The organism is uncultured Clostridium sp. (assembly GCF_937920395.1).
Classification (GTDB): Bacteria; Bacillota; Clostridia; order Clostridiales; family Clostridiaceae; genus Clostridium_AD.
On sequence record NZ_CALEVF010000206.1, the window covers coordinates 1 to 26,046 of the forward strand.

Below are 26,046 nucleotides of genomic sequence, written 5' to 3' on the forward strand. Positions count from 1 at the left end.
TACGCTAAGGTTGTAGTTTTATTAGTAGTCGGATATGCTTTAAGCCCTATTGATACAATACCGGATTTTATACCTGTATTGGGTTATCTTGATGATCTTATTTTAGTACCTATTTGTGTAGCATTTGCAATTAGACTAATACCCGAAGATATTATGAGTGATTGTAGAGAACAATCAAAAAATATTTTTAAAGAGGGTAAAGCTAAAAATTGGTTTTTAAGATTAAAGGCTATATAAAGTGGACAAAAATTCTATGGAAGTTAATTTTTATTGTGCATATTATATAAACATAACTGACAAGAAATATAATACATGAGGATAACAAATTAAAATTTTTTAAACAAAGGTAAATTTGGAATTAAAGTGCATATATGAATTAATAGAATAACATTACAATTTAAGAAGCATTAAATTGATGTAAAATAAACATCTATACAATATAAAGTTCTGATTTCTTATCTTATATTATTTTGTTTTTATTCTATTAGATGGTTAGACTATGAAAATGGCTAGAATACTGGGACTAAGTAATATAATGTATATAATGTGTAAAAAAAATATATAAATTAATATAAAGAGAATCAAGTATAAAATATCACTTAAACAAGTAAATAATATATGAGTTATAGATTATTTACTTGTTAAAAACCCACTAGGTTTGGGCTTTGAGAGAGTAAAAATAAAAACGCCTGAGAAATTCTCAGGTGTTTTTATCGTTTGTAGTAAACCATCATTTTATATTGTTTTATTTGTTAAGTCCGAAGGATGAACATTATATCATCCCCGGGCCATATTATTCTTTATATTTTTTGCCTTTATACCTATAAGTTATAATTACTTTTCCATGCAATTTCGTTACAGATAGATAACTACAGTTTAAAATGGCAAATAAAATGCTGAAGAATACGACCTGAATCCAATTCAGGTGAAACATAGTATATCTCCTTTTTGTTATTACAAGTATAAGTATAACTAATTATAGTGAAATGTATACAGGAAAATTATGTAATTATTATAAAAATAAGATTTTCAAGTATATAGATGCAAGTGCGAGAGTTTTACAATAAAGGGACTAAACATATATAGGTGCTTTATTGATAAGTGCAGAGATTTATTTTCGCTTTTTTATGAAGTTAGTAGTAAAGGAATAGGTTTAAGTTGAATGTAACAAGATAAATGGTAAAGCAGAGTTTAGAAGTCATTACTTACCCAAGAATTAATATTTAATATGAAGGCAACATTTGTATCAAAATATGGATTAAATATGAGAAATAATATTGCACATGGTATTTTTGATGATGATGAATTTAATTCTATATTAATCATGTATACTTGGTGGTTTATTTTTAGATTATGATATATATTCAGATGTTCTGATAAATATTAAATAGACTTATTAGTAATAAAAGTAGTTCAGTTTTTGTTACTAAAGGTAAAAGGTAGTATATTATTTTTAAAGCTATTAACAATAGAATATAGCTTAAAAGAAGAACAATATAAATAATATAGTCCTCATAAATAAATTAAAAAGATTATAATGTAAAGAAAAAGTACAAGTGAGATAGGTTAAATAGAGGAGATTATATAATGAAAGTTACTGAAGAATTTAAAAACATGATTAATGAAGATATTCAAAATTCAAAGGATGCACTTTATGATATATGTAATAAGAGAACACTCGAAGGTGCGAAATTAGAACTTTATCTAGCATCAACTGCAAGATATCATCCGTATGTTCCTAATTCTAGTGAAGGTATGCTTCGGTATTACTCTAATAACGCATTCTATGATGATGTTAAAGGTGATTCGCTTCGCCATAATATAGGCCAAGTTTACAAAAAATCGATTACATTTAAGGCATCGGGGTATCCATCATTAATTTCTATAGTTGGGAGACGCAGTAGCAGTATTATTGTAAATACTGATTACACTAACCAAAATACAAATAATAATTCAAATGAAAATAATAACATAATATGTATTTCTTTTGATTAGGTCCGTAGAAATATAGAAAATATGTCATCTTTGTCTGAGTTAGAAATTGAAGAGATTCTACACAAGATAAATGATATAGAACAAATAATACAATCAACAGAGCGTAAATCAAAGAAATGGGAAAATGCAAAGGAAATTATTAAATGGATTGCAGATAAAGGCGTTGATGTTGGAATTGCATTATTGCCATTATTATTAAAAATTAAGTAGATAATTTATATTTTTGGAGTGATGGTGAAATTAGAGGCACATAAACAACAGAAAACTAGAACCAAAGTTACTACTGATAACATGGCCGTATATAGTAGTCTAAAAGTGAATTACATAGGTGCAGGCAATAATGAAGACTCAATAATACTTTGTTAGTGAGTTTCTAGAAAGTAAAGTTGATGCGGTAAGCCTAATGAAAAGCAAAACCTATTGATGAATTATCAATAGGTTTTTGGGTTATAATAAGTAAAAAGAATGAAGGGAGCGTGATAATATGTCAATCAAGACGATACGTGAAAAGCCTAATAGATTGGTTAATGAAAAGAGTCCATACCTGTTACAACATGCATATAACCCAGTAAATTGGAATCCCTGGTGTGAAGAAGCTTTTGCAGAAGCAAAAGCTCAAGATAAACCAATATTTCTTTCTATTGGGTATTCGTGATTAGGTATACTTAGCGACTTGCCATTGGTGTCATGTTATGGAAAAAGAATCCTTTGAAAATAATAAAGTAGCATCGATACTAAATAGATATTTTATAGCAATAAAGGTGGATAGAGAAGAACGCCCTGATGTAGATAGTATTTATATGTCTGTATGTCAAGCACTTATAGGTAGTGGTGGGTGGCCTTTAACTATTTTTATGACTTCAGATAAGAAACCATTTTATGCAGGTACTTATTTTCCAAGGGAAAGCATGCGTGGAATGATTGGTATAAAAGATGTGCTAATTTCTATTGCAGAGCAGTGGAATGAAAATAAAGAGAATATTATAGAATCTAGTAAAAAAATAGTGGAGCATATGAAAAATAGTAATGGTTTTGTTAAACAAGGAGAAATAGGTGAAGATGAAATACATAATGCATATAGTAATTTTGAAAGCGTTTTTGATAAGCAATATGGTGGATTTGGAAGGTCGCCAAAATTCCCGGCTCCACACAATTTGCAATTTTTATTAAGATATTGGAAAAATTATAATGAACCTAAGGCATTAGAAATAGTGGAAACAACATTAATAGCAATGTACGCGGGTGGAATCTTTGACCATATTGGGTTTGGATTCTCTAGGTATTCCACAGATCAGAAATGGTTGGTGCCTCACTTTGAAAAAATGTTATATGATAATGCAATTTTAGCTCAGGTATATATCGAAGCTTTTGAAGCCACAGGTAAAAAGTTCTACAAAGAAGTTGCAGATAAAATATTCACATATATCTTAAGGGATATGACCTCTCCAGAGGGAACTTTTTACTGCGCTGAAGATGCAGATAGTGAAGGTATAGAGGGCAAATATTATTTGTTAACGCTTGAAGAAGTAGAGTTGGTTTTAGGTGAAGAGAGCTGTAAAATCTATTGTGAACAATATGATATTAGGCCGGAAGGTAATTTCGAGGAGAAAAATATTCCAAACCTTATTGGAAAGCAAAACAGTACTAATATAGATGAAAAATTAAATATAAAATTAGAAAAAATGAGGGAAAAACTGTTTGAATATAGAGAAAAGAGAATTCATCCTTATAAGGATGATAAAATATTAACATCATGGAATGGACTTATGATTGCAGCTCTTGCCTATGGAGGAAGAGTTTTTCAAAATACAAGCTATATAAATGCAGCAGAAAAGGCTATGAATTTCATATTAATTAAGATGATTAGTGATAAAGGAAGGTTAATGGCTAGATATAGAGAGGGTGATATTGCCCATTTAGGTTATCTAGATGATTATGCTTTTACGGTTCATGCTTTAATTGAACTATATGAGGCTACTTTTAATGTAGTATATTTAACGGAGGCGATTGATCTCAATGAAAATATGATTAAACTGTTTAAGGATGAAAATCAGGGTGGATTATTTCTATATGGAGTTGATGGGGAAGAACTAATTTCAAGGCCTAAAGATATATATGATGGTGCAATGCCTTCCGGAAATTCAGTAGCTACTTTAAACATGTTAAGACTAGCTAGATTAACAGCTAATAGTAAATTAGAGGACGAGGCTGCTTTACAATTTAATGCCTTTGCATTAAAGGTTAAGACTATAGAAAGTGCTCATGCTTATTTTATGACCGCATTACTATATAGCAAAACACCAGGAAAAGATATTATAATTTCTGGGGAAACTAAGGCAAGTGGCACTAAAGATATGATTAAAGAGATTAATAGCGTATATATGCCATTTGCTACAGTAGTATTAAACAATGGTGACAAAAGGCTGATTTCAATTAATTCTGAGCTAAATGAGCATAAACAATTGATTGGAAAAACGACTGCTTATATTTGTGAAAATTATACTTGCAAAGAACCTATCACTGATTTGGAAAAGTTTTCACAAGCTATTAAGAAATAAATATATTTAGTAAGACAAAACAATTAATTAATTAATTAATTAATTTAGTTATACCTATTTATAATAGTATTAAGAAACAAAGAAATTGACAAATATGTGCTAGTGGGTATATAATACAGTGTAATATAGAGTAAATCTATAATTATTAAATTCTGTGATGAGGACAGTACTTTCTTATTAATCTTAAAGCGAGTAAGGACATAGTGTAAGCCTTATAAGGTATAAGAAGTTAAATAGATATTTAACAAAATTGATGATACATTAATTTTAGGAAAAGAACCTTGGAGAAGCTGCCTGAACTAGTTAGAAGTATCAACTTTTGACTCTTATAGGGCATGCCGCTAACTAGCGTTAAAATATTGAGTGGACTTTATAGTCAACTAGAGTGGTACCGCGGAAATATAACCCGTCTCTTTATTTAGAGATGGGTTTTTTGTTATATTACAATATACATGAGGTTGCAAGTTAGTGATAGTAATTATTATGAAGTTAAAACATTATAGGAGTAGATGACAGTTAATAACTGTCATCTACTCAGAGCAAAACAGGAGGGGAATTTTTATGGATTATAAAAAAATAGTTGCACAAAGGATTAAACAGTTGGTGGATTTAGACATAGAAACAATAGAAAATTTAATTGAAATACCACCAAAACCTGAAATGGGAGAGTTTGCTTTTCCTTGTTTTCAATTATCAAAAGCTATGAGAAAATCACCAAATATGATAGCTAAGGACTTAAAAGAAAAAATAGAAAAAGATGGTTTTGAGAAAATAGAGTGTTTCGGTCCTTATTTAAATTTTTTCTTGGATAAGGGTGTATTTATTAAAAATACAGTAGAAAAAATATTAGATGAGGGAGATAATTATGGATCATCTAAAATGGGTGAAGGTAAGAATATTGTAGTAGAATATTCATCACCGAATATTGCAAAACCATTTCATGTAGGACATTTGTTCACTACAGTTATTGGTAATTCATTATATAAAATACTATCTTTTGAAGGTTATAATTGTACTGGAATTAATCATCTTGGAGATTGGGGTACGCAATTTGGTAAGCTTATTTATGCTTATAAAAACTGGGTAAATGAGGATGCTTTAGCTAAAGAGCCTATTAAAGAATTATTAAGAATTTATGTTAAATTTCATGAAGAAGCTGAGCTTGATCCAACTCTTAATGAACAGGCAAAAATGTACTTTAAGAAATTAGAAGATGGATCAGAAGAAGAAGTTAAACTTTGGACTAAATTTCGTGATTTAAGTTTAGTAGAGTTTAAAAAACTTTATGCAATATTAAATGTTAAATTTGATTCTTATGCTGGGGAAAGTTTCTATTGTGATAAGATGGATGCTATTATTAAGGATATAGACGAAAAGGGACTATTAGTTGAGAGTAATGGTGCTAAGGTCGTAATGCTTGATGATTACAATATACCACCATGTATAATTAAAAAATCGGATGGAGCTACAATTTATGCAACTCGTGATTTAGCTGCAGCAACATACAGAAAGAAGACTTATGATTTTTATAAGAATATCTATGTAGTTGGAAAAGATCAAGCTCTTCATTTTAAACAAGTATTTACTACTTTAAAACTTATGGGAAATAAGTGGGCAGATGATTGTGTACATGTACCTTTTGGTACAGTAAGATTTGCAGATAAAAAATTATCTACAAGAAAAGGTGATGTTATTTTCTTAGATGATTTATTAAACCAAGCAGTGGCTAAAACTCTTGAAGTAATAAATGAAAAGAATCCTGAACTTGAAAACAAAGAGGATGTAGCTAAAAAAGTAGGAATAGGTGCTATTGTATTTACTTATTTAAAAAACCATAGAGAAAGAGATATTATTTTCAATTGGGAAGAAATGCTTAGCTTTGAGGGAGAAACAGGTCCTTATGTTCAATACACTTATGCAAGAGCAAAAAGTATATTGAGGAAAGTTGAAGAGACTAGCAAAAAGACTAATTCTGATGTAGAACTTGATTACAATAAATTAAATTCTAAAGAGGAATTTGAACTTGTAAAGCAGCTAGAGGGTTTCCAAAAATCAATACTGTTTGCTATTGATAAACTAGAACCATCTATGGTTACAAGATATGTAATTGATGTAGCTAAGGCCTTTAATAAATTTTACAATCAATATAATATATCAAATTTGAAAGACGAATCTGATAAAAAAACGAAAATTAAAATGGTAGAGGCAACATGCATCGTAATTAAGAATGCATTAAGCCTTATAGGTATAGAAGTCGTAGATAGAATGTAGAATTTAGACATTAGTAACTAAAATTTGCGTTATTGCTGCATTTGCAATAACGCTGGTTTTACTGTATTATTAGATTATAGAAAAATGTAAAACTTGTTTAGGATTACGTAGCAAATAAAAACACATTTGTTATAATGTATGCTTTTCTTTTTTTTATAGATTAGGGGGAACTATGTTCATAAAAGAATATCAAATTAAGGTTATTTTACCTAAGGAAATTTTCAAAAAATACAAAATGGATACTATTGCATATTTGGATATTGAAGCTACTGGTTTTGATCTAGAATATGATAAAATAGTACTAATATCTTTAGGGTATTACTTAAGCGAGGGTGAATTTAAAATTGTTCAATATTTCGCGGAGGCGCCAAGCGAGGAAGAGATTATTTTAAAAGAATTTACTAAAGCTATGAGTAAGTTCAAAAGGTGGTGTTCCTATAATGGCACAGCATTTGATGAACCTTTCATAATTAGGAAGATGTACAGATACAATTTCAGCTTTAGATTACCTAGGGAACACATGGATTTGTATAAGTTTATAAGACCATTTCACAAAAGAATGGGAATTCAAAGCTGTAGTTTAAAAAGTGTGGAACAGTTTATTGGTATTAAGAGAAAAGATGAAATTAACGGAGCAAAGTGGGTTGAATTGTATAATGAATACCTATTAAAACATGATGAAAGGCTGAAAGAGATTCTTATGCTTCATAATTATGAAGATGTTGTAAATTTACCTGAAATTTTCAAAGTAATTAACACTATTGACATTGATTTGGATCTTAAGAGAAAAGAAAAATTAGCTAAAAAACAAATGTCTCTTATGAAGAATAATAGAAATACAAATCAGCCACTAAAAACAGTAAGTGGCAGGTTATAAAAAAAGTGGTATAGTACATAAATGTACTATACCACTTTTTGTTATTTGGTTTTGTTATCTTTTTTATTTGATGTTTTTACCTCACAACTATGAGTACAGCCTTTACAGCCATTTCCACAGCCACAATCACCATGTGATTGTTTCTTTATATTGTTATATAAGATATATACAGCTGCGACAACGATAACACCAACAATAATGAATTCCATGGCTACATCACCTCTTTATATTTTATATTACCTCATTATTATGCTTCCAACATTAAATATTATGAAAGAAACTACCCAAGCCAATGTTAATTGGTAGAATACAGAAAAAATTGCCATTTTATTTCCGTATTCTTTTTTCATAGTTGCAATTACTGATACACAAGGAGTGTATAATAATACGAAAACTAAGAAACTATAAGCGGATAGTTGCGTAAAATGATTAGCCAAGGCATGGGTTAAATTACCACCATATATAACACCCATGGTTCCTACAACTACCTCTTTAGCCATAAGACCAGTTAAAAGTGATACTGAATTTTGCCATGAGGCAAATCCAAGAGGAATAAATATTGGATTTATAAATTTACCAATACTAGCTAAAAAACTAGAGTTTATATTAACCATACCTGTAGTATTAAAGTTTGATAAAAACCATACTAGTATAGAAACAGAAAATATTATGGTACCAGCTTTCTTTAAGAAACCTTTACCTTTTTCCCAAGTATGTAATAATAAGCTTTTTAGATCTGGTAATTGATATTCAGGTAATTCTATAATAAAAGGTTCTTCATCTTTCTTGAACAATGTATTTTTAAATAAAATTCCAATCCCAAAGGCTATACAAATTCCCATTAAGTACAATGAAAATACCATGAGGGTTTTACTGCCTGGAAAAAACACTGATGCAAACAATGCATAAACTGGAAGCCTAGCATTACAAGACATAAGAGGTACTAAAAGTGCAGTTAATTTTCTATCTTTCTCACTCTCAAGTGTTCTAGCAGACATTATGGCAGGCACAGAACAACCAAAACCAACAATTAAGGGGATAAAAGCTTTACCTGATAAACCCATTCGTCTCATTAATTTATCCATTATAAATGCAGCCCTTGCCATGTATCCACTGTCTTCCAAAAATGAAATACCTAAGAATAATGCTAAGATAACTGGCAAAAACACTATTACTGAACCTACTCCGCCTATAATGCCACCAATTAGTAGTGAAGAAAACCAAGCACTGTTATTCGATAATACATTAGTTAAAAATGGTACAATAATATCATTAAGCAAGCTATCGAGCAAATCGGCTAATGGTTGTCCAACCCAGTTAAAGGTAAACATAAAAATTATAAATAAACTTATGAAAAATAAAGGATAAGCGAGAATTCTATTAAGCACGATTTTATCTATTTTTTGTGTAATAGAAACTTTATTATCAATCTTTTTATTAGTGCAAGATTTTAGTAAAACTTCAATGTACGAATAAGTTTCTTTTTCATCTTTGAAGGTTAGATTATTTGTGGGTTTACTAACATAATCTCTTTTAAGAAGACAATCTTTAACATCTAATATTCCTTTTCCCTTTGAAGCTACTATCGGTATTATTTTTACACCTAGTTTTTGTGCGAGCTTGTCATAATTAATATCTAAACCTTTAGCAAGTGCTACATCAATCATGTTTAATACTAATATTATTGGTTTATTAAACTTTTTTAATTGAGTTGTAAGGTATAAATTTCTATCAAGACTTGATGCATCGACAATATTTATAATTACATCAACGTTACCGCTTTGTAAAAATTTCTTAGATACTTTTTCTTCATTTGAGTAAGTATCCATGGCGTAAATGCCAGGCAAATCAACGATTTTAATCTTATTTTCTACGAAGCCTTCTTTTTTTTCTACTGTTACTCCAGCCCAATTCCCTACATATTGGTTAGAACCTGTAAGTGCATTAAATAGAGTTGTTTTACCAACATTAGGATTACCTAATAAAGCGGCAGTAATCATTCAAATCCTCCTTTAGATATCTTGGATATAATATTTACGATTTTAGTATAGATATATTTTTAGCGTCATTCTTTCTAATGGCTATATTAAAACCACGTAAATTAATAATTATAGGATCTCCTAAAGGTGCAGTAGCAATTAATTTAACTTCGGTACCTTCAATGAAGCCTAATGCGAGTAATCTTTTAGCAAATTTAACGTCCCCGCAAACAGATTGAATTAGTGCTTTATCTCCTGGCTTTAGATCATAAATGCTTATAACAATCACTCCTTAATGAAAACTATTCTCAATAATATATTAACATGGTTATATATTAGTGTCAATAAAGAACAATAATAAATTTATTAAATGTTCAAAATGCTTTTATATAATAGTTAAAATGTGATAACATATAAGTAGAGCAAAGTTTTAAATTAGGCATGTGAAAATTTACGGTTTTGCTTCTTATAAAACTTAGTAGAAAAGAGTGATATTGTGATTACAAAACTGAACAGTATAAAGGTAGGAGATATTTCAGTAGAGGGCTCCCTTACCATAGACGGAAATAAACAACTCTTTAAAGACGCATTGTTTTTTGATTTAGAGCATTATATTTATAAAAAACCTATATGTATTGGAGTATTTGGATGTTGCTTTTATGATGAAATAACAAATGAGTTAAAGGTTACTCAGTACATGGCAGAAAATAAAAAAGATGCCATAGAAATATTATCGTTAGCTAAAAATTATTTTGAAGAAATGAAGACTAAGTACAATAAAAAATACATTGTTACGTTTTCGGGAAACAATGATTTTACAGTTATAAACTATTTATTAAAAGCTTATAAAATAAATTTTGTATTAGAAGGTTATTTTGGGGAAATAGATCTACAGAAATGTTTTGAAAAGGCAGAGGGAACTTGTATTGGTCTTAAAGCTCTAGAAAAGATATTTGAGATTGATAGGGAAAGTGAAGTAATAAGTGGTTCTAATCTAGCAAAAACCTTTAGTAAGATAGTTAAAGATAATGATTATATTAATAGAATGCCCCCTGAAAAGAAAGAGAAAATACTATTATATAATCAACAGGATGTTGTAAGTTTATTCTATATATATGTAGATTGGTATAATAGAGTAGGGTTAAAAGTAAGGGAAGATGAAATTCAATCTAACTGCGATGAAGCACAGCAATAGCTGTGTTTTTTATTTTCGTATTTAAATAACAAGTATAAAACAAGAAATTTTATGGTTAGAGTATTAATTAGGAATACTGTAACCACTTTCATAATAATTTATATAAAGGGATTAGCAAAGTATAGAGGGAGGAAAGCAGATGGAGCAAGGTAAGAAAAACATCGATGTTGCGATGAGAAGAATAAAGGCAGATTTGGTGCTTAAAAATGCAAGGTTTATTAATGTGTTTACTGAAAATGTAGATAGAGGGGATATTGCAATAGTTGATGATACTATTATAGGCATTGGTGAGTATTCAGGAAGCGTTGAAATAGATTGTTCAGATTTATATGTAGCACCGGGTTTCATTGATGCACATGTCCATATAGAGTCATCTATGATTATGCCAAAACAGTTTGGGGAAGTGGTAATTAAAAAAGGTATAACTACGATAATAGCAGATCCTCATGAAATTGCTAATATTGAAGGAATAAATGGCGTTAAAGCAATGATCGAAAGCAGCAAAAAAGCACCGATAGATATATTTTTTATGTTACCATCTTCAGTTCCGGCCACAAAATTTGAGGATAGTGGGTATGTACTTAATGCTGAAGATTTAGAAGAGCTAATTGATAATAATTGTGTTCTTGGACTGGGAGAAGTAATGGATATTCCATCAGTTGTAAATAAGGATGATAATATACTAAAAAAAATAGATATGGCAAAGAAAAAACACATTGATGGTCATTGTCCTAATATATCAGCTAGTGAGTTAAATGCATGTCTTTGCTGTGGCATAAAAACAGATCATGAGTGTAATAATGCGAAAGATGCATTATTAAAAGTTAGTAGAGGAATGTATGTTATGCTAAGAGAAGGGTCAGCTGCGAAAAATTTGAAGGCTGTACTTCCGGCAGTTAAAAATAATAATTATGGAAGATTTTTATATTGCAGCGACGATAGGCACATAGATGATTTGTTGGAAAGAGGTTCTATAGATAACTGTATAAGACTTTCCACAAAACAGGGACTTAATCCTGTAAAGGCGTTTATAATAGCATCATATAATGCAGCTAGGTGTTATGGTTTATATGACAGAGGAGCTATAGCTCCTGGGTATAAAGCAGACCTTGTGATATTTGAAGAACTAAAGGGTTTGAATATAATAAAGGTTATAAAAAATGGAAAAGAATATAAGGAATCACCGGATGAAAAATGTTCGAAATTAAATATAAAATCTTCTATGCATATGGAGTTTATAAAGAGTGAAGTTTTTAAAGTTGAAAGCAAAACTCCTACTGTAAATGTTATAAAATTAATACCACATTCATTAGAAACAAAAATAGTACAGAGAAAAACAGAAAAGGAGTCTGGGTATATAAAGAAAATAATTGACAAAGATATATTAAAAATAGCAGTATTTGAACGGCATCATAATACAGGTAAGCATTTTGTTGGATTTCTAGAAGGCTTAGGTTTAAAAAATTGTTCAATAGCACAAACCATAGCTCATGACTCCCACAATGTAATAGTAGTTGGGGATAATGATAAGGATATGGAGGTTGCAGTTAATACACTTATTTCTATTGGTGGGGGTATAGTAATGGTTTCAGAAGGAAAAGTCATTGCTGAGTTAAATTTGCCACTTGGAGGAATAATGACATTTGAAGCCCCATATATGGTATCAGAGAATTTAAAAAGGCTTAGTAGAATTGCTAGAGCTTTTGGGGTGAGGACCGAATATGATCCGTTTATAAGTTTATCTTTCATGGCACTTCCTGTAATACCTGCAGGTAAAATTACAGCTAGAGGATTGTTTGATTATAACAAATTTGATTTTATAAATCTTGATGTTGAATAATTCAAAAAATATTGTTAAAGGTAGATGGTCTAATCCTTAGGGAAAGGACTATTTTTTATTATTTAAAATAATAATGTATAATAATTAAATTGAAATTACTTAAAAAGTGATATATACTATTTTACATAATGAATGGAAAATTAAGGGCGAGTTTGTAATCGGATTAGTCCTTTTTAATAATATTTATATTTTAAATAATCATTTTTGTAAAGTGAATAAAAAGCGCTCCTTCTTGGCAATAATTAGATAAAACGATCTAAGGAGGAGTATTATTATGTTGAGTATTTTAAAAAGTAATTCTAAAAGCAGTAGTAAAAATATTAAAAAAAGAGGGTTTACACTAATTGAACTTATAATTGTAATTTCAATTATTGGTATTTTAGCTGTAATTGCAGTACCTAAGTTTAGTGGTATATTAAAGGATGCGAAGGTCAAGGCCGATGTTGCTAGTGCAAAGGTTATTACTGATGCAACCTATGCACAAATTTCTAAAGGATTGATAATACCAGGCACTGATGTTACACCAGCAGTTATTACAGAGGGTGGAACTGGAGTAAGTAAAACAATAACAGAGTATCTTCAGAAGGTACCAACTCCTAAAGCTACACCAAATGCTAATTTTTCGGTTGTAATAAGTGCAACTGGTGATGTATCTGTAAATGTTGGGAACAATCAATTGTATCCTACAGAAAAGGCACTGACTGAAGCAACTAAAGTTGATTAATAATAATTAAAAGTATTTAGAACCTTATGTGTATATTCAAATTTTTTATAATCGTTGTACATACGCAAATTAAATAAACTTATACATATGTCCAAAGTTATTTTGACTTTGGACATTTAATTAGTATATATTAATAGTATTTATTTGTTTATTTAAATATCAAGCTTAGTTAGGAGGGTATAAATGGAAAATATCATTGGAATATATATTTTTATATTAGGGCTATTAATAGGAAGTTTTTTGAATGTATGTATATATAGGATACCAAGAGGAGAAAGTATATCATATCCACCTTCTCACTGCACATCATGTGGAAGTAAAATAAAACCTTATGATCTTATACCGGTAATTAGTTGGATCTTTTTAAGAGGAAAATGCAGAAAATGCGGGGAGAAGATATCTATAAGGTATGCAACGGTAGAACTTACGACAGCTATACTTTTCATATTAACTTATTTTCAATATGGATATAGTATTTATCTTGTAAAGTATTTAATACTTATCCCTTTTTTAATAGTTATTGCTATGATAGATTATGATACTATGGAGGTTTATAGCATTACGACCTGGATTGCAATAGCAATTGGAATTATTTCGCTGGGAGTGAATTTTTATTTGGGATATCCAGTAATTGACTACATGTATGGTGGTTTATTAGGTGCAGGAATCATAACTTTTATCATTTTAATGTCAAAGCTTATTTTAGGAACAGAGGGTATGGGTTGGGGAGATGTAGAAATTTGTGGTCTTTGTGGATTGTTTTTAGGATTTAAGTTAACGCTTGTGATGATATTTTTTTCTTTTATAATTGGAGGAGTAATTGGTGTTTATTTATTGAAGGTTAAAAAGAAAAATGGAAGATCTGAAATGGCATTTGGTCCATCTATTATAATGGCCACTTTGTTTATGATAATTTGGGGAGACAAAATTTTAAATTGGTACTTAGGTACATTCTATAAATATTAATATAAAACTTTAATTGGAGCTAAGGATACTCGTATAGAAAAAGAAATTGTTAGAATATACTGAATGTACATATTGGCTAATTTAATTAAAAGTTGTATAATAAGACTTAACAGAAAGTTTATGAAGGGTTGATAACATGCAAAATATATTACACAGGTTGAAAACTAAGTTTAAGAAAAGATATGTTAAGCCAAAGAGAAGGGATTATCTTCAAAAGATTTATGAGCGAAATCCTACTACAGGAAATTACGTTATACAGGTAGGTATAGATAAGTATACTGATATATTCAATGACTGGGACAATGCCCCATTTAGAAAAAGAGATATGGATCCAGATTTGGTAATTTTTCTTGAGAATTGTTTTGAGGAAATTCCAGAAAAATATGGAGTGGATATATGTTTTTATTTACCAAAAGGTGAAAAAGACATAATCAGAGAAGAATCATTAATTGCAGGAATTAAAACCTACTATTCCTTTTATTTACATCAAGAAATTAAAATATTAAAGAATAATTATCATAAGATATTTAAGTATGTACTCATAGCTTTTGGTCTACTATGTGTATCTGTTTTTTTAGGTTCAAGTGGTGATAAAAACATAATACTTGGAACTATACAACAAGGGTTTAACATAGGTGGATGGGTATTTTTATGGGAAGTTATTTCCATGGTATTTTTCCCTGGACGTGAAGTTAGTTCTGAAATTAGTAAATACCAAAGATTTTTAAATTCATTAATTTATTTCAAATATGGTAATGAGAATCCATAATTTTAACAAATAATAAAACTCTATGAAAATATTTCATAGAGTTTTATTATTTGCTAAAAAATTATAAAAAAATTATTAATTTAGTCCTATTTTTATTTTATAATTTAAATGATTCGTCTAAAAATGTGTATTTAGGAAGACCATTCTCTATTGTTACTTTTGGTTGACCCATAATTAATGGAAGTGTGTATTCATAAGCGTCACGAGTAACATTGTTACCTTCTGCATTTATCCATTCCTTAGGAAAATATTTAATTTTATTTGCGACTTTTGAAGTTTCAAGCGCAAAGGTTTCTGATGTATATGGCGAATTTGAGACCCTTTTTATACCTATCATATTGCCGCTAATTCCGTTAATAGAGTACTGCGCTGCAGCTTTGCCTACCTCAAAAGCCTCATCTATATCTGTTTGGGAAGCACAATGCATAGAACAACGTTGAAGTGTGGAAAGTTCTAAAACTCTAACTTTCTGCGCTGTATTGGTATTTAAAATTAAATTTTTCAGGAAGCCACATACGCCACCTAACTGGGTATGTCCAAACTTATCATGACTAGTGCCTTCTGCCTCGCCTATAAATTTACCTTCTTTAGTTCTAATGCCTTCAGATACTACTACAAAAACATGATTTTTTTGAGTAAGTTTTTTACTTACATCTTCTATAAATTTATCTGGACTAAAAGCGACTTCTGGTAAATATATGAAGTCAGCAACTGGATTGCCGTTAATAGTTGCAATACATGCACTTGCTGCAAGCCAACCTGTATCGCGTCCCATAGTTTCAAGTATGAAGACCCCTTTAGGGGAGTATACACTGGCGTCTAAGAAGTTTTCAAGAACTGATGTCGCGATTAATTTAGCTGCACTTCCAAAACCTGGTGTATGATCCATAATTGGCAGATCATTATCTATAGTTTTTGGTATGCCAATAAATTTTACATCTTTATTGTGAGCGTTTGCATAAATACTAAATTTATGCACAGTATCTTGAGAATCATTTCCGCCAATATAAAAGAATGTTTTTATTTCATATTCTTCTAAAATTTCAAAAATTTTTATATATTCCTCATTGCTTTCTTCAAATGATTTTAACTTATATCTACATGAACCAAGACCTGAAGAAGGGGTATACTTTAATCCTTTAACTTCATCGTAATTAATGTCAGATAGGTTTACAATATGTTTGTTTAGAATACCTTGAATTCCGTTTATTCCGGCATAAACGTTATCATAATAATTAGAGCTAATGTTTGATTCGAGTACACCCATAGCACTAGCATTAATTACAGACGTTGGTCCTCCTGATTGCGCTACTATACAATTCTTCATATGATAAATCTCCTTTAAAAAGTATTTAATTATAATAATAATTAACTTATCTATTAATTATTATAAGGTAGATAAAAACAAATAACAAGAATATCATTTCAAAATAAAAATATTGCTTAAATTCAAAGACTAATTATAATATTAATGATAAAATATATCTATAATATTTTAAAATTTCTGCTAAGTTTTGTTATATAAAATCAGGAGGGATATAATGCCAATCAATAATATAAACCATAAAGAGGTACATCAGAATAACATAATTTTAAAAGAAGTTAATATAAAAGGAAATTTGTGTGGAGAATTTGCGGAATATACTATTGAACATATATATGAGAACAAAGGAAACAATGATGTTGAAGCAATTTATACGTTCCCTGTTCCAGACGGAGCTGTTATATCGGGCTTTGAGGCAGTAATCGGTGGTCGGACTATAAAAGGTCTAATACAAGATAAAGAAGAAGCAAATAAAATATATGAGAATTTTAAAAATAATGATAATAATTTTTTTGTGATGGAAGAATTTAGAGATAATATAATAAGAATAGTTATTGGTAAAATAATTCATAACGAGATTGTACAAATAAAAGTATCATATATAGAGGAACTTAGTTATGAAAATAGAAATTTAAAATTAATTATTCCAACAATTGTAACCCCAATAAATCTTTCTAAGGAGAGTAAATCACCATCTGGTGAAGATGAAATCATTAATAAAGATGATAATTACAAGTTCACTTTAAGTTTATTAGTTGAATCATTAACAAAATTAGAATTTAAGTGCTCTTCTCATAAATTAAAAATTGAATACGAAGAAAATAATTTATATAAAGTGACGCTCGCTGAAAAAAATCAAAAAATGGATGAAGATTTAGAAATAATACTCGAAGAGCAAGAAAAGTTAGAAACTACAGGAATGATATATGATTATCCAAGAGAGGATAAAGGAATTTTATATTTAAGATTCATTCCGGAAATTGAAATAGATCAAATATCCTCTGGAGAAAATTATATTTTTCTTCTAGATATATCAGAGTCTAAGGGAGGAGGAAAGTTAATAGAGGGTAAAAATGGACTTCAGCTATGTTTAAGAAATTTAGTAGTAGGAGATACATTTAATATTGTTGCGTTTGGAGATAAACTTCATTATTTTTCAAAAGAGATAAAAGTTGACTTTAACGAAGAAAATTTAAGTAATGCTAGTAAATGGATTAAAGAACTTAAAGCTGAAAATGATGCAGCTATTTTTGATGCAATAAAATATGCTCTTCTTGATAAGGATGATAAAGAGGAAAATATTATATTTTTATTTACAGACGATGTAGTTTATGATGAAAAAGAAATATTAGATTTTGTAGAAGATAATATTAAAGAAAGTAGAATATTTCCTTTTGGAATAAATACTTCTGTAAATAGTTATTTTATTAATAAATTAGCTCGTATTAGCTATGGAGCTGCAGAAGTTATAAATCCTGATGAGCGAATTGAGGATATAGTCCTTAAACAATTTAATAGAATTAAAAATCCTATAATTACAGATGTTGAAATAGATTGGGGTAAAATGAAGGTTGAAACAACATTTCCAAGAACTATTGAATATATGTATGATAAGGAGCCGTTTTCTATTTTTGCTAAAATTAACGGAGATGTGGGCGGAGTTGTAATATTAAAAGGAAAAGTTGGGAAAAATAGAATTCAAAGAGTAATTTTCCTTAACGACTTAGAACTTGAAGAAAATGTTAATTTAATTGAAAAAATGTGGTATAAAAAAAGAATAGAATCACTTCAACATAGAGTTAAATATGAACGAGGAGAACTTCAAGAAGCAATGAATAATAAGATTGTTGAAATCTCTAAAAATGTTGGTATAATATGTAAAGAAACAGCATTTATTCTTTACGAGGAAATGGAAGATCCAATAGTTGGTATAAGAATAAGAGAAATTTTACCTGTTAAAACAACAAAAAGGTTGGAAAATTTTTATGGAGAATTAGCTCAGGAATCTGAATCAACATCATTTTATTATAAGGATGTCTCAAAGAAAGAAGAAGATAATGAAAATTATAAAAACTATAATAAGAAAGAATTACTCAGGCTTTTAGCATCTAGTCAATTTGCTAATGGGGCTTTTGGTATAAATGCTAATGATACCTTAGAAAATAATATAAAATATACAATCAAGACAATATTGGCATTTATGATAGGAAAAGGAGACATTAAAATATATAAGAATCAATTAAATAAATCATTAATGTTTTTAAATAAAACATTACAAGATATTAATTTAATTAATGAACTAAATTTAAACAAACAAGATTATGTAAGTTTATTATTAGTTTATAGATTATCAATAAAAAAAGATGTAGTTTCATCTTTCCACAAAAATAATATTGAAAACAAAATTCAAGAAATTGAAGAAAAATTTAAAGATCAAAATCTTAGTGAAGATGAGATCCAAAAGGAATTCATTAAAGGTATAAAGCTAGAACACAACAGTCTAACTGAAGGGAATAATCAATATAAGGATACATTTGATTTTATAATTAACACTACAATTTTAAAAAACATTTAACGCTATTTCATAAGGAATGAGAGTAATGACAACTGAAGGTATAAAAAAAATAAAATATTATAACTCAGATATAATTAGAAAAAGAAATAATATAAGAAACCTATTTATTAGTAAATCTAAAAATGTTAAAACAGGTAATATACAATGTATGGCAATTGACGATCTAAAAATTTTATTTCATTTATATGATGAAGAATTTTTTAACAGCTATTTTAGAACCAATTTTAAAGGAACTTTAACTTTTTCATTATCTACTAGGATGACATCAGCTGCAGGGAAAACTATATATAGTAGAAAAATAAAATTATTAGAAGAATCAGAAGAATCATACGAAATTAGAATGGGAATAAAATTTTTTTATCAATATTATAAAGTTGAAAGAGATAAAATTGTATCTGGAATAAAAACAAAAGATTCATTAGAGGCATTTCAAATAGTATTTGAGCATGAATTATGTCATTTGATGGAACTACATATTTATAAAGAATCTAGTTGCAAAAAGATTAGGTTTAAAAGTATGGTTTATAATATGTTTGCGCATACTGATGTGGTTCACCAATTGCCGAGTCAAAAGGAAATAATATCAGAAAAATATGGATTAATAATAGGACAAAAGGTAAGTTTTTTGGATGATGGTAATAAATATAATGGTTTTATATATAGAATAAACAAAAGAGCAACAGTAATGGTAAAGGATAATAAAGGTTCTTATAGGGATGAGATGGGTAATGTATATACTAAATGGTATGTACAATTTGGCAAACTTAACTATTAGAAAGATATATATACTATTTTATTATATATGATATAATTTAGTAATAATTGATACTAAATTTTGAATTATCTTTAATTAAATTATTATAATACTTTAAGGTAGGTGGCACAAATGAAAAAGTTTCTATCAGTAATATTATGTAGTGTATTAGTATTTACATTAGCGGCTTTTGGGAAAAATGAGGGAAAAACTACGAGTACAAAAGGTCAAGTAAAACAAGAACCAAAAGTCGTAACTAAAGTTGAGACTCCAGTAGTGACAACAGTGGTACCTAAAGTTACACCTATAGTTAAAAATGAGAATATAAAAAGTAGAGAAGTCGTATTATATTTTAGTGATGATCAAGCAATGTATTTTGTGGGAGAGAAAAGAACAATAGTTTCACCTACGGCTAAGTTAATTGTCGAGGAATTAGTAAAAGGACCAGCTACTAAAAGTGGTAGCACAGCAAAAGCATATGCAACATTGCCTACGAATCTACAAGTGTCAGACGTACAAATAAAAGAAAACATAGCTTATGTTGATTTAAAAGCGAAGCTAACGGTGCAAGGTTCAGCAGGAGAGCAAATGGCATTATTTTCAATAGTGAATACATTAGTTTTAGATAAGGAATTAGGGATTAAAAAGGTTCAATTCCTTCTTGCTGGTGAAAAGGTTAGTACTATCGGTGGTCAATACGATGTTAGTGAACCTATGAGTGAAAATAAAGAAATGATGAAATGATATAAAGTAGGTAATAATTCTATAGTTTTAATATAATGTTAAAGGCAAGTTTTATACAAGGTACAGCTAAACAAATAACAAATAAATATGCTAGCCTATTTATTTTGTTATTTGTTTTTATGTACCTAAAAACTTGCCTTTTACCCTAGGGATTTTTTGACAACGTAAAACGATTTTCACTACAACCCATACACATACTTACACACCTATATTTTATCTTTCGATAGCATATAAGCATTACAGCACATATATACATCTTCGCTCGACAATATGAAACCCCTTGGGAGCTAAAAATAATCTCTCGACCAAGAAAAACCCCTAGTCGTATAAAAATCACATTCACATAAATAACAAAAAAACAATGCTAATTTATTTTCATGTGTCTTAATAAAACCTGCGGAGACCCATATCATCTTAGCTCGAATATTACACATCCGGGAGAACCATATATATACAGTTGGGCATATATACAGCTGTTAAGAACCCATAATAATCTTCCCTCTGGCATATAAAAAACCTTAGCAGATCTCGTATACTCCTTTGGCCGAATGATTTAAAGCTATTTCAGCCTACAAGCACTCTAGACTCAACCATTTTATATCATCTACTAACACTATTGTATGCTTTTTTTTATTTATTATACTAGTAAGTTTTACAAAATAATGCTATTCAAAAGACTAATTTTTGAATAGCATTTGTAACATTGTATTTATATATATGTTTGGATTTTATGGTAAAATATATAATAGGTGGTGGAAAAATAATGAGTGAAACATTTCGATTTATTCATGCTTCAGATTTGCATTTAGGATCTATTCTTAATGTAAATGGAAAAACACAAGAAGATTTACAAGAATTATGTAAAGATGCTGTATATGATGGATGGGAAAGAATTTGCCTTCGAGCAATATCATTAAAAGTTGATTTTATATTGATTTGTGGAGATGTTTATGACAGCCATTTAAGGTCGGTAAGAGGAAACAAGATATTTATAGATCAATGTGCACGATTAGGCGAAAAAAATATAAATGTATATGTAATTTATGGAAATCACGATGTTATGAATGGCGCCGAGGAATTATTTTCGTTGCCACTCAACTTGCACATAATAAGTTCTGAAAAAGAAGAAATTTTTGAGGTATATAAACATAATAAAGTTATTGCAAAAATCATAGGAAGATCATATAAACATCGATCTGAAAAAGAAAGAATTTATGAAAATTATTTATTAGATAATGATGTTTTTAATATCGCAATGTTACACACTGCTTTAGATGGAGAAAATAAAAATTATATTCCTTGTACTTTGAAGGATCTTAAAAGTGTTCCAAATATAGATTATTGGGCACTTGGACATATTCATAAACAAAGCATTGTAAATGATATTAAACCTATTATAGCTTTTTCAGGAATTCCACAAGGCCGTGATATGGGAGAGCAAGGAGCCTGTGGTGTTTATTACGTGGAGGTAAGTAAAAAAGAAGTTGTACGTATGGAATTTTTACCTATAGCAACAGTTGAGTATAAGATGGTAGAGATAATAATAGGTGATGATAAAAAAATACAAAATTATAGTGATTTGATCCTATCAATTAATGATGTTGTAAGTAATTTATCATATGAACTTCCTGAAATTCCGATTGGGATAAAATCTTCAAATGAAAATTTATTAGCTGATTTCAAAGGATATATTATTCGTTTGGTCATAAGAGGAAGAACAGATATGCATAATATAATAACTCATATGACAGAGGATGATTATAAACAACTTTTAGAAAATATAAACAAAGAAATAAGTTCGCAAAATTATTTTGTATGGGTAGATTCAATAATATTTAGGACATTGATGCTTAAAAATTTTGAAGAACTTAAATTACAAAATCCTATTTTTAATGATTTAGAAGAAGTAATTGGATTATATACTTCGAATTCTGAGCTTAAAGAGGAACTTGTAAAAAATTTGGGATCGATTTGGAAAAAACAAATTTTTACTGAAAATAGAGAGGACGATAAATTTGATTTTGATGAAGATACAATTTCAGATATTATAGCGCAAGCTAGAGAATTGCTTATTGAGAAATTAACAGAGATTTTAGAAATAACGTAGGGTGGTGAAAATTTGAAAATAACGCAGCTAGATATTAGAGATTTTGGAGTATTTCAAGGTGAAAAGATAGAAAAACTAGGGGATGGAATTATAGTTGTTGGCGGAGCAAATAGGTCTGGTAAAACTAGTTTGATGCAAATACTTAGAAATATACCTTTTGGGTTTTCGAAAGGTAGTACGCTACCACCACCTAAATTCCAATATGATGTAAGATGTGATTTAAGTTTAGATGATGGAGAAGAAGTAAATGTATTATTAAAAGGGTTTAGTAATCCTGAAATAGTCTATAAAAATGAACAAATCAAAGCTTCTAATAAAGGCTTGTATGATATAGATAAAGCAACTTACAAAGAGCTGTTTACAATAAGTCTTGATGAGCTTAATAAAAGCTCAGAAAAGGAAGATAGTAATTTACAGGCAATGCTTCTAGGGGCGGGATTTAAGCATATTGTGAAAATACCTGGAGTGGTTAAAGAACTAAGACAAAACGCTAATGTTATTGGTGGTACTAGAGGAAATCCGACTACTAAAATGTTTAAACCATTTGAGGAAAATATTAAAAAAGGAGTGGAGGGAAGAAAGAAATCTTCACTTTTGTTATCTGAATATATGACAAAGAAAAATAACTTGTCACTCCTTGAGGAGAAAATAGTTTTAAAGGAAAAACAACTTCGAAGGGGTGATAATAATATAATAAAGTTGGAACTTTTAAAACATAATTATGAGCTTAATAAAAAAAAGAACAATATAAGTTTAGAACTTCAAACTTATTCTTTTAGTGACAATTGCGTGAAAAATTATAACATAGAGAAAGCAAAGAACTTAAAAATTCAGTATACTAAAGAATTGGAGAAGTATAATACCGATAATTATGAATTTCAAAGGGAAACATCGAAGGATGAACTTATTAAAGCAATTTTGCTTGAAAATAAAACAATGATTATCAGTTATTATACTGGGGTATCAGGTATTAAGGAGAAAAGTAAGAATCTTCAATGCCTTAAGAATGAATATTATGATAAGGCCGATACTCTAATGAATAAAATAAAAAAATCTAACAGTAATTGGACTAGTTTTGATGATATAACAGAAGTTAGTTGTGACGATGTGCAACAGCATATTTTAACTCAAAATATTGAGAAGTATAAAAAAATAAAAGGTGATAAAATAACTCTGGATAAAAATATAGAAGACTTAAAAATAAAAGAAGAAATTTTACAAAAAGAAATAATACCTGAGTATTCTATAACTTATATGAAAAAATATTTCTATGTCACCATGTTCTTTATAATTATAGGGGTTGTGCTGTTTTTTACAGATAAAATGCTGGGATGTTCAATAATAATACTTGGAGCAGTAGGTACAGCAATATATTTGTTTATAAATTATTCTAATAGAAAATCACTCATTGCTAGAAATGTAGAGATTAAAGCTCAAGTGGATAGTATAATAGTTAATGATAAAATCAATTTCCATGAAACAAAAAAATTAGATGTCATGCTAAAAGAATTAAATAACATAATGGATGAGTATAGGGATATTCTAAAACTGGATGGACAAGTGTCAGCTGATGGTATAAAAGATTATTTTAAAACAGTATCATATTTAAAGGATGAAATATTCGAGTATTATTTGTTAAAGAAAAAGTTAATGAATCAATTCGATGATATCTGTGAGATATTAAAGAATATTGATAATGTTATCAATAAATTTAAAAACTTTAACAATAAAAGTTTACACCTAGTAAGTGCTCAAAAAATAAGTTTAGCTAATGTTGAAAATGTTTGTAGTGATTTATTACTGAAAATACAAACTTTATATAAGTATATAATGTTACTAGAAAAAACTGATATGAGTTATTCAAAACTTAATATTCTAGAAAAAGAAATATTAGATTTTCTTTGTAAAAAGGGTACAGAAAATCTAATTTTAGACATAGAAAAGTATATTAACCGTGGAGAAGAGTATATGAGATATAAAAAGCAGCAGAATGAATTTGAAATTATAAAGGAAAAATTATTGCAGTCGGTAAATAGTCAGCGTATAAAAGATATATTATATAATGAAAACAGTGGGTTTGTACAAACTGAGAATGAAAGTGAAGATTTGTTGAATATCTTTCAACAGTTATACACTCAGTATGTTAGTATTGAGGAACTTAATTCTGATTATAAGAGTTCAAATGTTGAAAATAAAGAATTAATAAAGCAGCTCGATATTTTAAAAAATGACAAGCGAACATTAAAAGATAAGCTCATGGCTTTAAACTCAGATGAGATGGTATTACAGTATGAGAAAGATATTATAGAGGCAAGAGGAAAGTTAAGACCACTTGCAGAAAAGTATGCTGTATATAATACGGCAGCACTATTTCTAGAGAAAATCAGAGAAAGATTTTTAGAAAATACTAAGGATAAATTGTTAAAAGGGGCTAGTAGCATCCTAAGTGAAATAACATCTGGTGAATATAAAGATATTATGCCGCGTGATGATTTAATGCAGGGAGATTTTAAAACAAAGTTATGTGATGAGAGTGTAAAAGAGAGTTCGAAAGAGTTAAGTCGTGGTACAAAAGAACAATTATTCTTAGCAGTTCGTATAAGTAGAATAAAGGAGATTAGGCCAAGTTTGCCAGTGATTTTTGATGATTCTTTTGTTAACTTCGATGTAGCACATACAAAAAATACAGTTAAAGCATTAGTAGAATTATCAAAAACAAATCAAATTTTCATTCTTACTTGTCATGCAACTTTAGTAGAACTAATAATGGAAAGGGCATCTACTGCTTTATATTTTAAATTAGATAAGGGGAAATTTTCAAAAAGTTCAGGTGTTAATTTAAAAGAATATCTTAAAGAATTGTAAGTAAAAAGGGTGCCACTAAAGAGTTTTATACTTCGTATAAAATCATAAAAACATTAGGAAAAATTTTATAAAAATGTGAAATTACTATCTGAGACTACTAAATTTTCTTTGAAATAGATCTATAGAAATGGTATAATAGATTGCTTAAAGCAATTATTTAAGATATTTATAAAAGGGTCATTATTGCAATTAAATGGAAAGTGAAGTGGTAGTTATTAGTAAGGCGTTATTTATTACAGAGAAACCAAGTGTTGCTGCGGAATTTGCCAAAGCCCTAAAAATAAATGGTAGAAAATCAGATGGATTTATAGAGTCTGACAAAGCTGTAGTAACTTGGTGCGTTGGGCATCTTGTTACTATGAGTTATCCTGAAAAATATGATATTAAGCTTAAAAAGTGGTCATTAAATACTTTGCCATTTTTACCTAAAAAATATAAATATGAAGTAATAGACGGAGTTAAAAAACAATTTAATATAGTTAAAAGTCAATTAGTTCGCGAAG

Annotated in this window: 22 protein-coding genes and 2 pseudogenes; 20 read left to right on the forward strand and 4 right to left on the reverse strand. The window is 28.9% G+C overall.

Annotation, left to right across the window (positions count from 1 at the left end; translation table 11 throughout):
• The 9 genes and pseudogenes from Q0649_RS12865 to Q0649_RS12900 all read left to right on the forward strand — a co-directional run.
• Positions 1 to 237 (forward strand): YkvA family protein (locus tag Q0649_RS12865; RefSeq protein WP_298842549.1); only part of this gene is annotated, 237 nt, incomplete at its 5' end.
• Between the two features lie 973 nt (positions 238 to 1,210).
• Positions 1,211 to 1,357: pseudogene (locus Q0649_RS12870) on the forward strand (DUF4209 domain-containing protein); the annotation flags it as partial.
• Between the two features lie 230 nt (positions 1,358 to 1,587).
• A complete protein-coding gene (locus tag Q0649_RS12875) occupies positions 1,588 to 1,995 on the forward strand; it encodes a hypothetical protein (protein ID WP_298842552.1) in 408 nt (135 codons plus the stop codon).
• A gap of 21 nt (positions 1,996 to 2,016) precedes the next feature.
• Entirely contained in the window at positions 2,017 to 2,205 is a 189-nt protein-coding gene (locus Q0649_RS12880; protein ID WP_298842555.1) for a hypothetical protein, read from the forward strand.
• A 21-nt stretch (positions 2,206 to 2,226) separates the two neighbouring features.
• Positions 2,227 to 2,361, forward strand: a complete 135-nt coding sequence (locus tag Q0649_RS12885) for a hypothetical protein (RefSeq protein WP_298842560.1) — start codon at positions 2,227 to 2,229, stop codon at positions 2,359 to 2,361.
• A gap of 118 nt (positions 2,362 to 2,479) precedes the next feature.
• Positions 2,480 to 2,650 carry a DUF255 domain-containing protein gene (locus Q0649_RS23075; RefSeq protein WP_367179382.1) on the forward strand — a complete coding sequence of 57 codons (171 nt, stop codon included), beginning with the start codon at positions 2,480 to 2,482 and terminating at the stop codon, positions 2,648 to 2,650.
• Positions 2,651 to 2,687: 37 nt separating this feature from the next.
• Positions 2,688 to 4,553 (forward strand): thioredoxin domain-containing protein, encoded by a 1,866-nt coding sequence (locus tag Q0649_RS12890; RefSeq protein ID WP_367179383.1) that lies wholly within the window; start codon positions 2,688 to 2,690, stop codon positions 4,551 to 4,553.
• Positions 4,554 to 5,114: 561 nt separating this feature from the next.
• Positions 5,115 to 6,824, forward strand: coding sequence for an arginine--tRNA ligase (gene argS / locus Q0649_RS12895; protein ID WP_298842563.1), 1,710 nt, complete (start codon positions 5,115 to 5,117; stop codon positions 6,822 to 6,824).
• 172 nt (positions 6,825 to 6,996) lie between these two features.
• Positions 6,997 to 7,701: a ribonuclease H-like domain-containing protein gene (locus tag Q0649_RS12900; RefSeq protein ID WP_298842567.1), complete on the forward strand. Its 705-nt coding sequence runs from the start codon at positions 6,997 to 6,999 to the stop codon at positions 7,699 to 7,701.
• Positions 7,702 to 7,742: 41 nt separating this feature from the next.
• Here the strand turns inward: Q0649_RS12900 and Q0649_RS12905 are convergent, their stop codons facing one another.
• From Q0649_RS12905 to Q0649_RS12915, 3 genes are read right to left on the reverse strand one after another with little or no spacing between them, the layout of a single operon-like run.
• Positions 7,743 to 7,910, reverse strand: a complete 168-nt coding sequence (locus tag Q0649_RS12905) for a FeoB-associated Cys-rich membrane protein (protein ID WP_298842570.1) — start codon at positions 7,908 to 7,910, stop codon at positions 7,743 to 7,745.
• A gap of 27 nt (positions 7,911 to 7,937) precedes the next feature.
• Positions 7,938 to 9,701, reverse strand: a complete 1,764-nt coding sequence (feoB, locus tag Q0649_RS12910; RefSeq protein ID WP_298842573.1) for a ferrous iron transport protein B — start codon at positions 9,699 to 9,701, stop codon at positions 7,938 to 7,940.
• A gap of 34 nt (positions 9,702 to 9,735) precedes the next feature.
• Positions 9,736 to 9,960, reverse strand: coding sequence for a ferrous iron transport protein A (locus Q0649_RS12915; RefSeq protein ID WP_298842604.1), 225 nt, complete (start codon positions 9,958 to 9,960; stop codon positions 9,736 to 9,738).
• A gap of 216 nt (positions 9,961 to 10,176) precedes the next feature.
• Here Q0649_RS12915 and Q0649_RS12920 point away from each other — a divergent pair, with 216 nt between their 5' ends.
• The 5 genes from Q0649_RS12920 (at position 10,177) to Q0649_RS12940 (ending at position 15,174) form a co-directional block, all read left to right on the forward strand.
• Positions 10,177 to 10,875: a ribonuclease H-like domain-containing protein gene (locus tag Q0649_RS12920; RefSeq protein WP_298842576.1), complete on the forward strand. Its 699-nt coding sequence runs from the start codon at positions 10,177 to 10,179 to the stop codon at positions 10,873 to 10,875.
• 139 nt (positions 10,876 to 11,014) lie between these two features.
• Positions 11,015 to 12,715, forward strand: coding sequence for an adenine deaminase (ade, locus tag Q0649_RS12925; RefSeq protein ID WP_298842579.1), 1,701 nt, complete (start codon positions 11,015 to 11,017; stop codon positions 12,713 to 12,715).
• Between the two features lie 274 nt (positions 12,716 to 12,989).
• Positions 12,990 to 13,439: a prepilin-type N-terminal cleavage/methylation domain-containing protein gene (locus Q0649_RS12930; protein ID WP_298842581.1), complete on the forward strand. Its 450-nt coding sequence runs from the start codon at positions 12,990 to 12,992 to the stop codon at positions 13,437 to 13,439.
• 183 nt (positions 13,440 to 13,622) lie between these two features.
• Positions 13,623 to 14,405 carry an A24 family peptidase gene (locus tag Q0649_RS12935; protein ID WP_298842584.1) on the forward strand — a complete coding sequence of 261 codons (783 nt, stop codon included), beginning with the start codon at positions 13,623 to 13,625 and terminating at the stop codon, positions 14,403 to 14,405.
• A gap of 136 nt (positions 14,406 to 14,541) precedes the next feature.
• On the forward strand, positions 14,542 to 15,174 hold the full coding sequence (locus Q0649_RS12940; protein WP_298842586.1) for a hypothetical protein: 633 nt from the start codon (positions 14,542 to 14,544) through the stop codon (positions 15,172 to 15,174).
• Between the two features lie 97 nt (positions 15,175 to 15,271).
• Here Q0649_RS12940 and Q0649_RS12945 read toward each other — a convergent pair whose 3' ends face one another.
• Complete coding sequence (locus Q0649_RS12945) at positions 15,272 to 16,501, reverse strand: 6-phosphofructokinase (protein ID WP_298842589.1); 1,230 nt, start codon at positions 16,499 to 16,501, stop codon at positions 15,272 to 15,274.
• A 214-nt stretch (positions 16,502 to 16,715) separates the two neighbouring features.
• On the opposite strand from Q0649_RS12945, the gene Q0649_RS12950 reads away from it, so the two are divergent.
• The 6 genes and pseudogenes from Q0649_RS12950 to Q0649_RS12975 form a co-directional block, all read left to right on the forward strand.
• Entirely contained in the window at positions 16,716 to 19,073 is a 2,358-nt protein-coding gene (locus Q0649_RS12950) for a VIT and VWA domain-containing protein (RefSeq protein ID WP_298842592.1), read from the forward strand.
• Positions 19,074 to 19,089: 16 nt separating this feature from the next.
• Positions 19,090 to 19,848 carry a hypothetical protein gene (locus Q0649_RS12955; RefSeq protein WP_298842595.1) on the forward strand — a complete coding sequence of 253 codons (759 nt, stop codon included), beginning with the start codon at positions 19,090 to 19,092 and terminating at the stop codon, positions 19,846 to 19,848.
• Between the two features lie 111 nt (positions 19,849 to 19,959).
• Positions 19,960 to 20,571, forward strand: coding sequence for a GerMN domain-containing protein (locus Q0649_RS12960; RefSeq protein WP_298842597.1), 612 nt, complete (start codon positions 19,960 to 19,962; stop codon positions 20,569 to 20,571).
• 730 nt (positions 20,572 to 21,301) lie between these two features.
• Complete coding sequence (locus Q0649_RS12965; RefSeq protein WP_298842600.1) at positions 21,302 to 22,678, forward strand: DNA repair exonuclease; 1,377 nt, start codon at positions 21,302 to 21,304, stop codon at positions 22,676 to 22,678.
• Between the two features lie 12 nt (positions 22,679 to 22,690).
• Complete coding sequence (locus Q0649_RS12970) at positions 22,691 to 25,543, forward strand: AAA family ATPase (protein ID WP_298842601.1); 2,853 nt, start codon at positions 22,691 to 22,693, stop codon at positions 25,541 to 25,543.
• Between the two features lie 214 nt (positions 25,544 to 25,757).
• Positions 25,758 to 26,046: pseudogene (locus tag Q0649_RS12975) on the forward strand (toprim domain-containing protein); the annotation flags it as partial.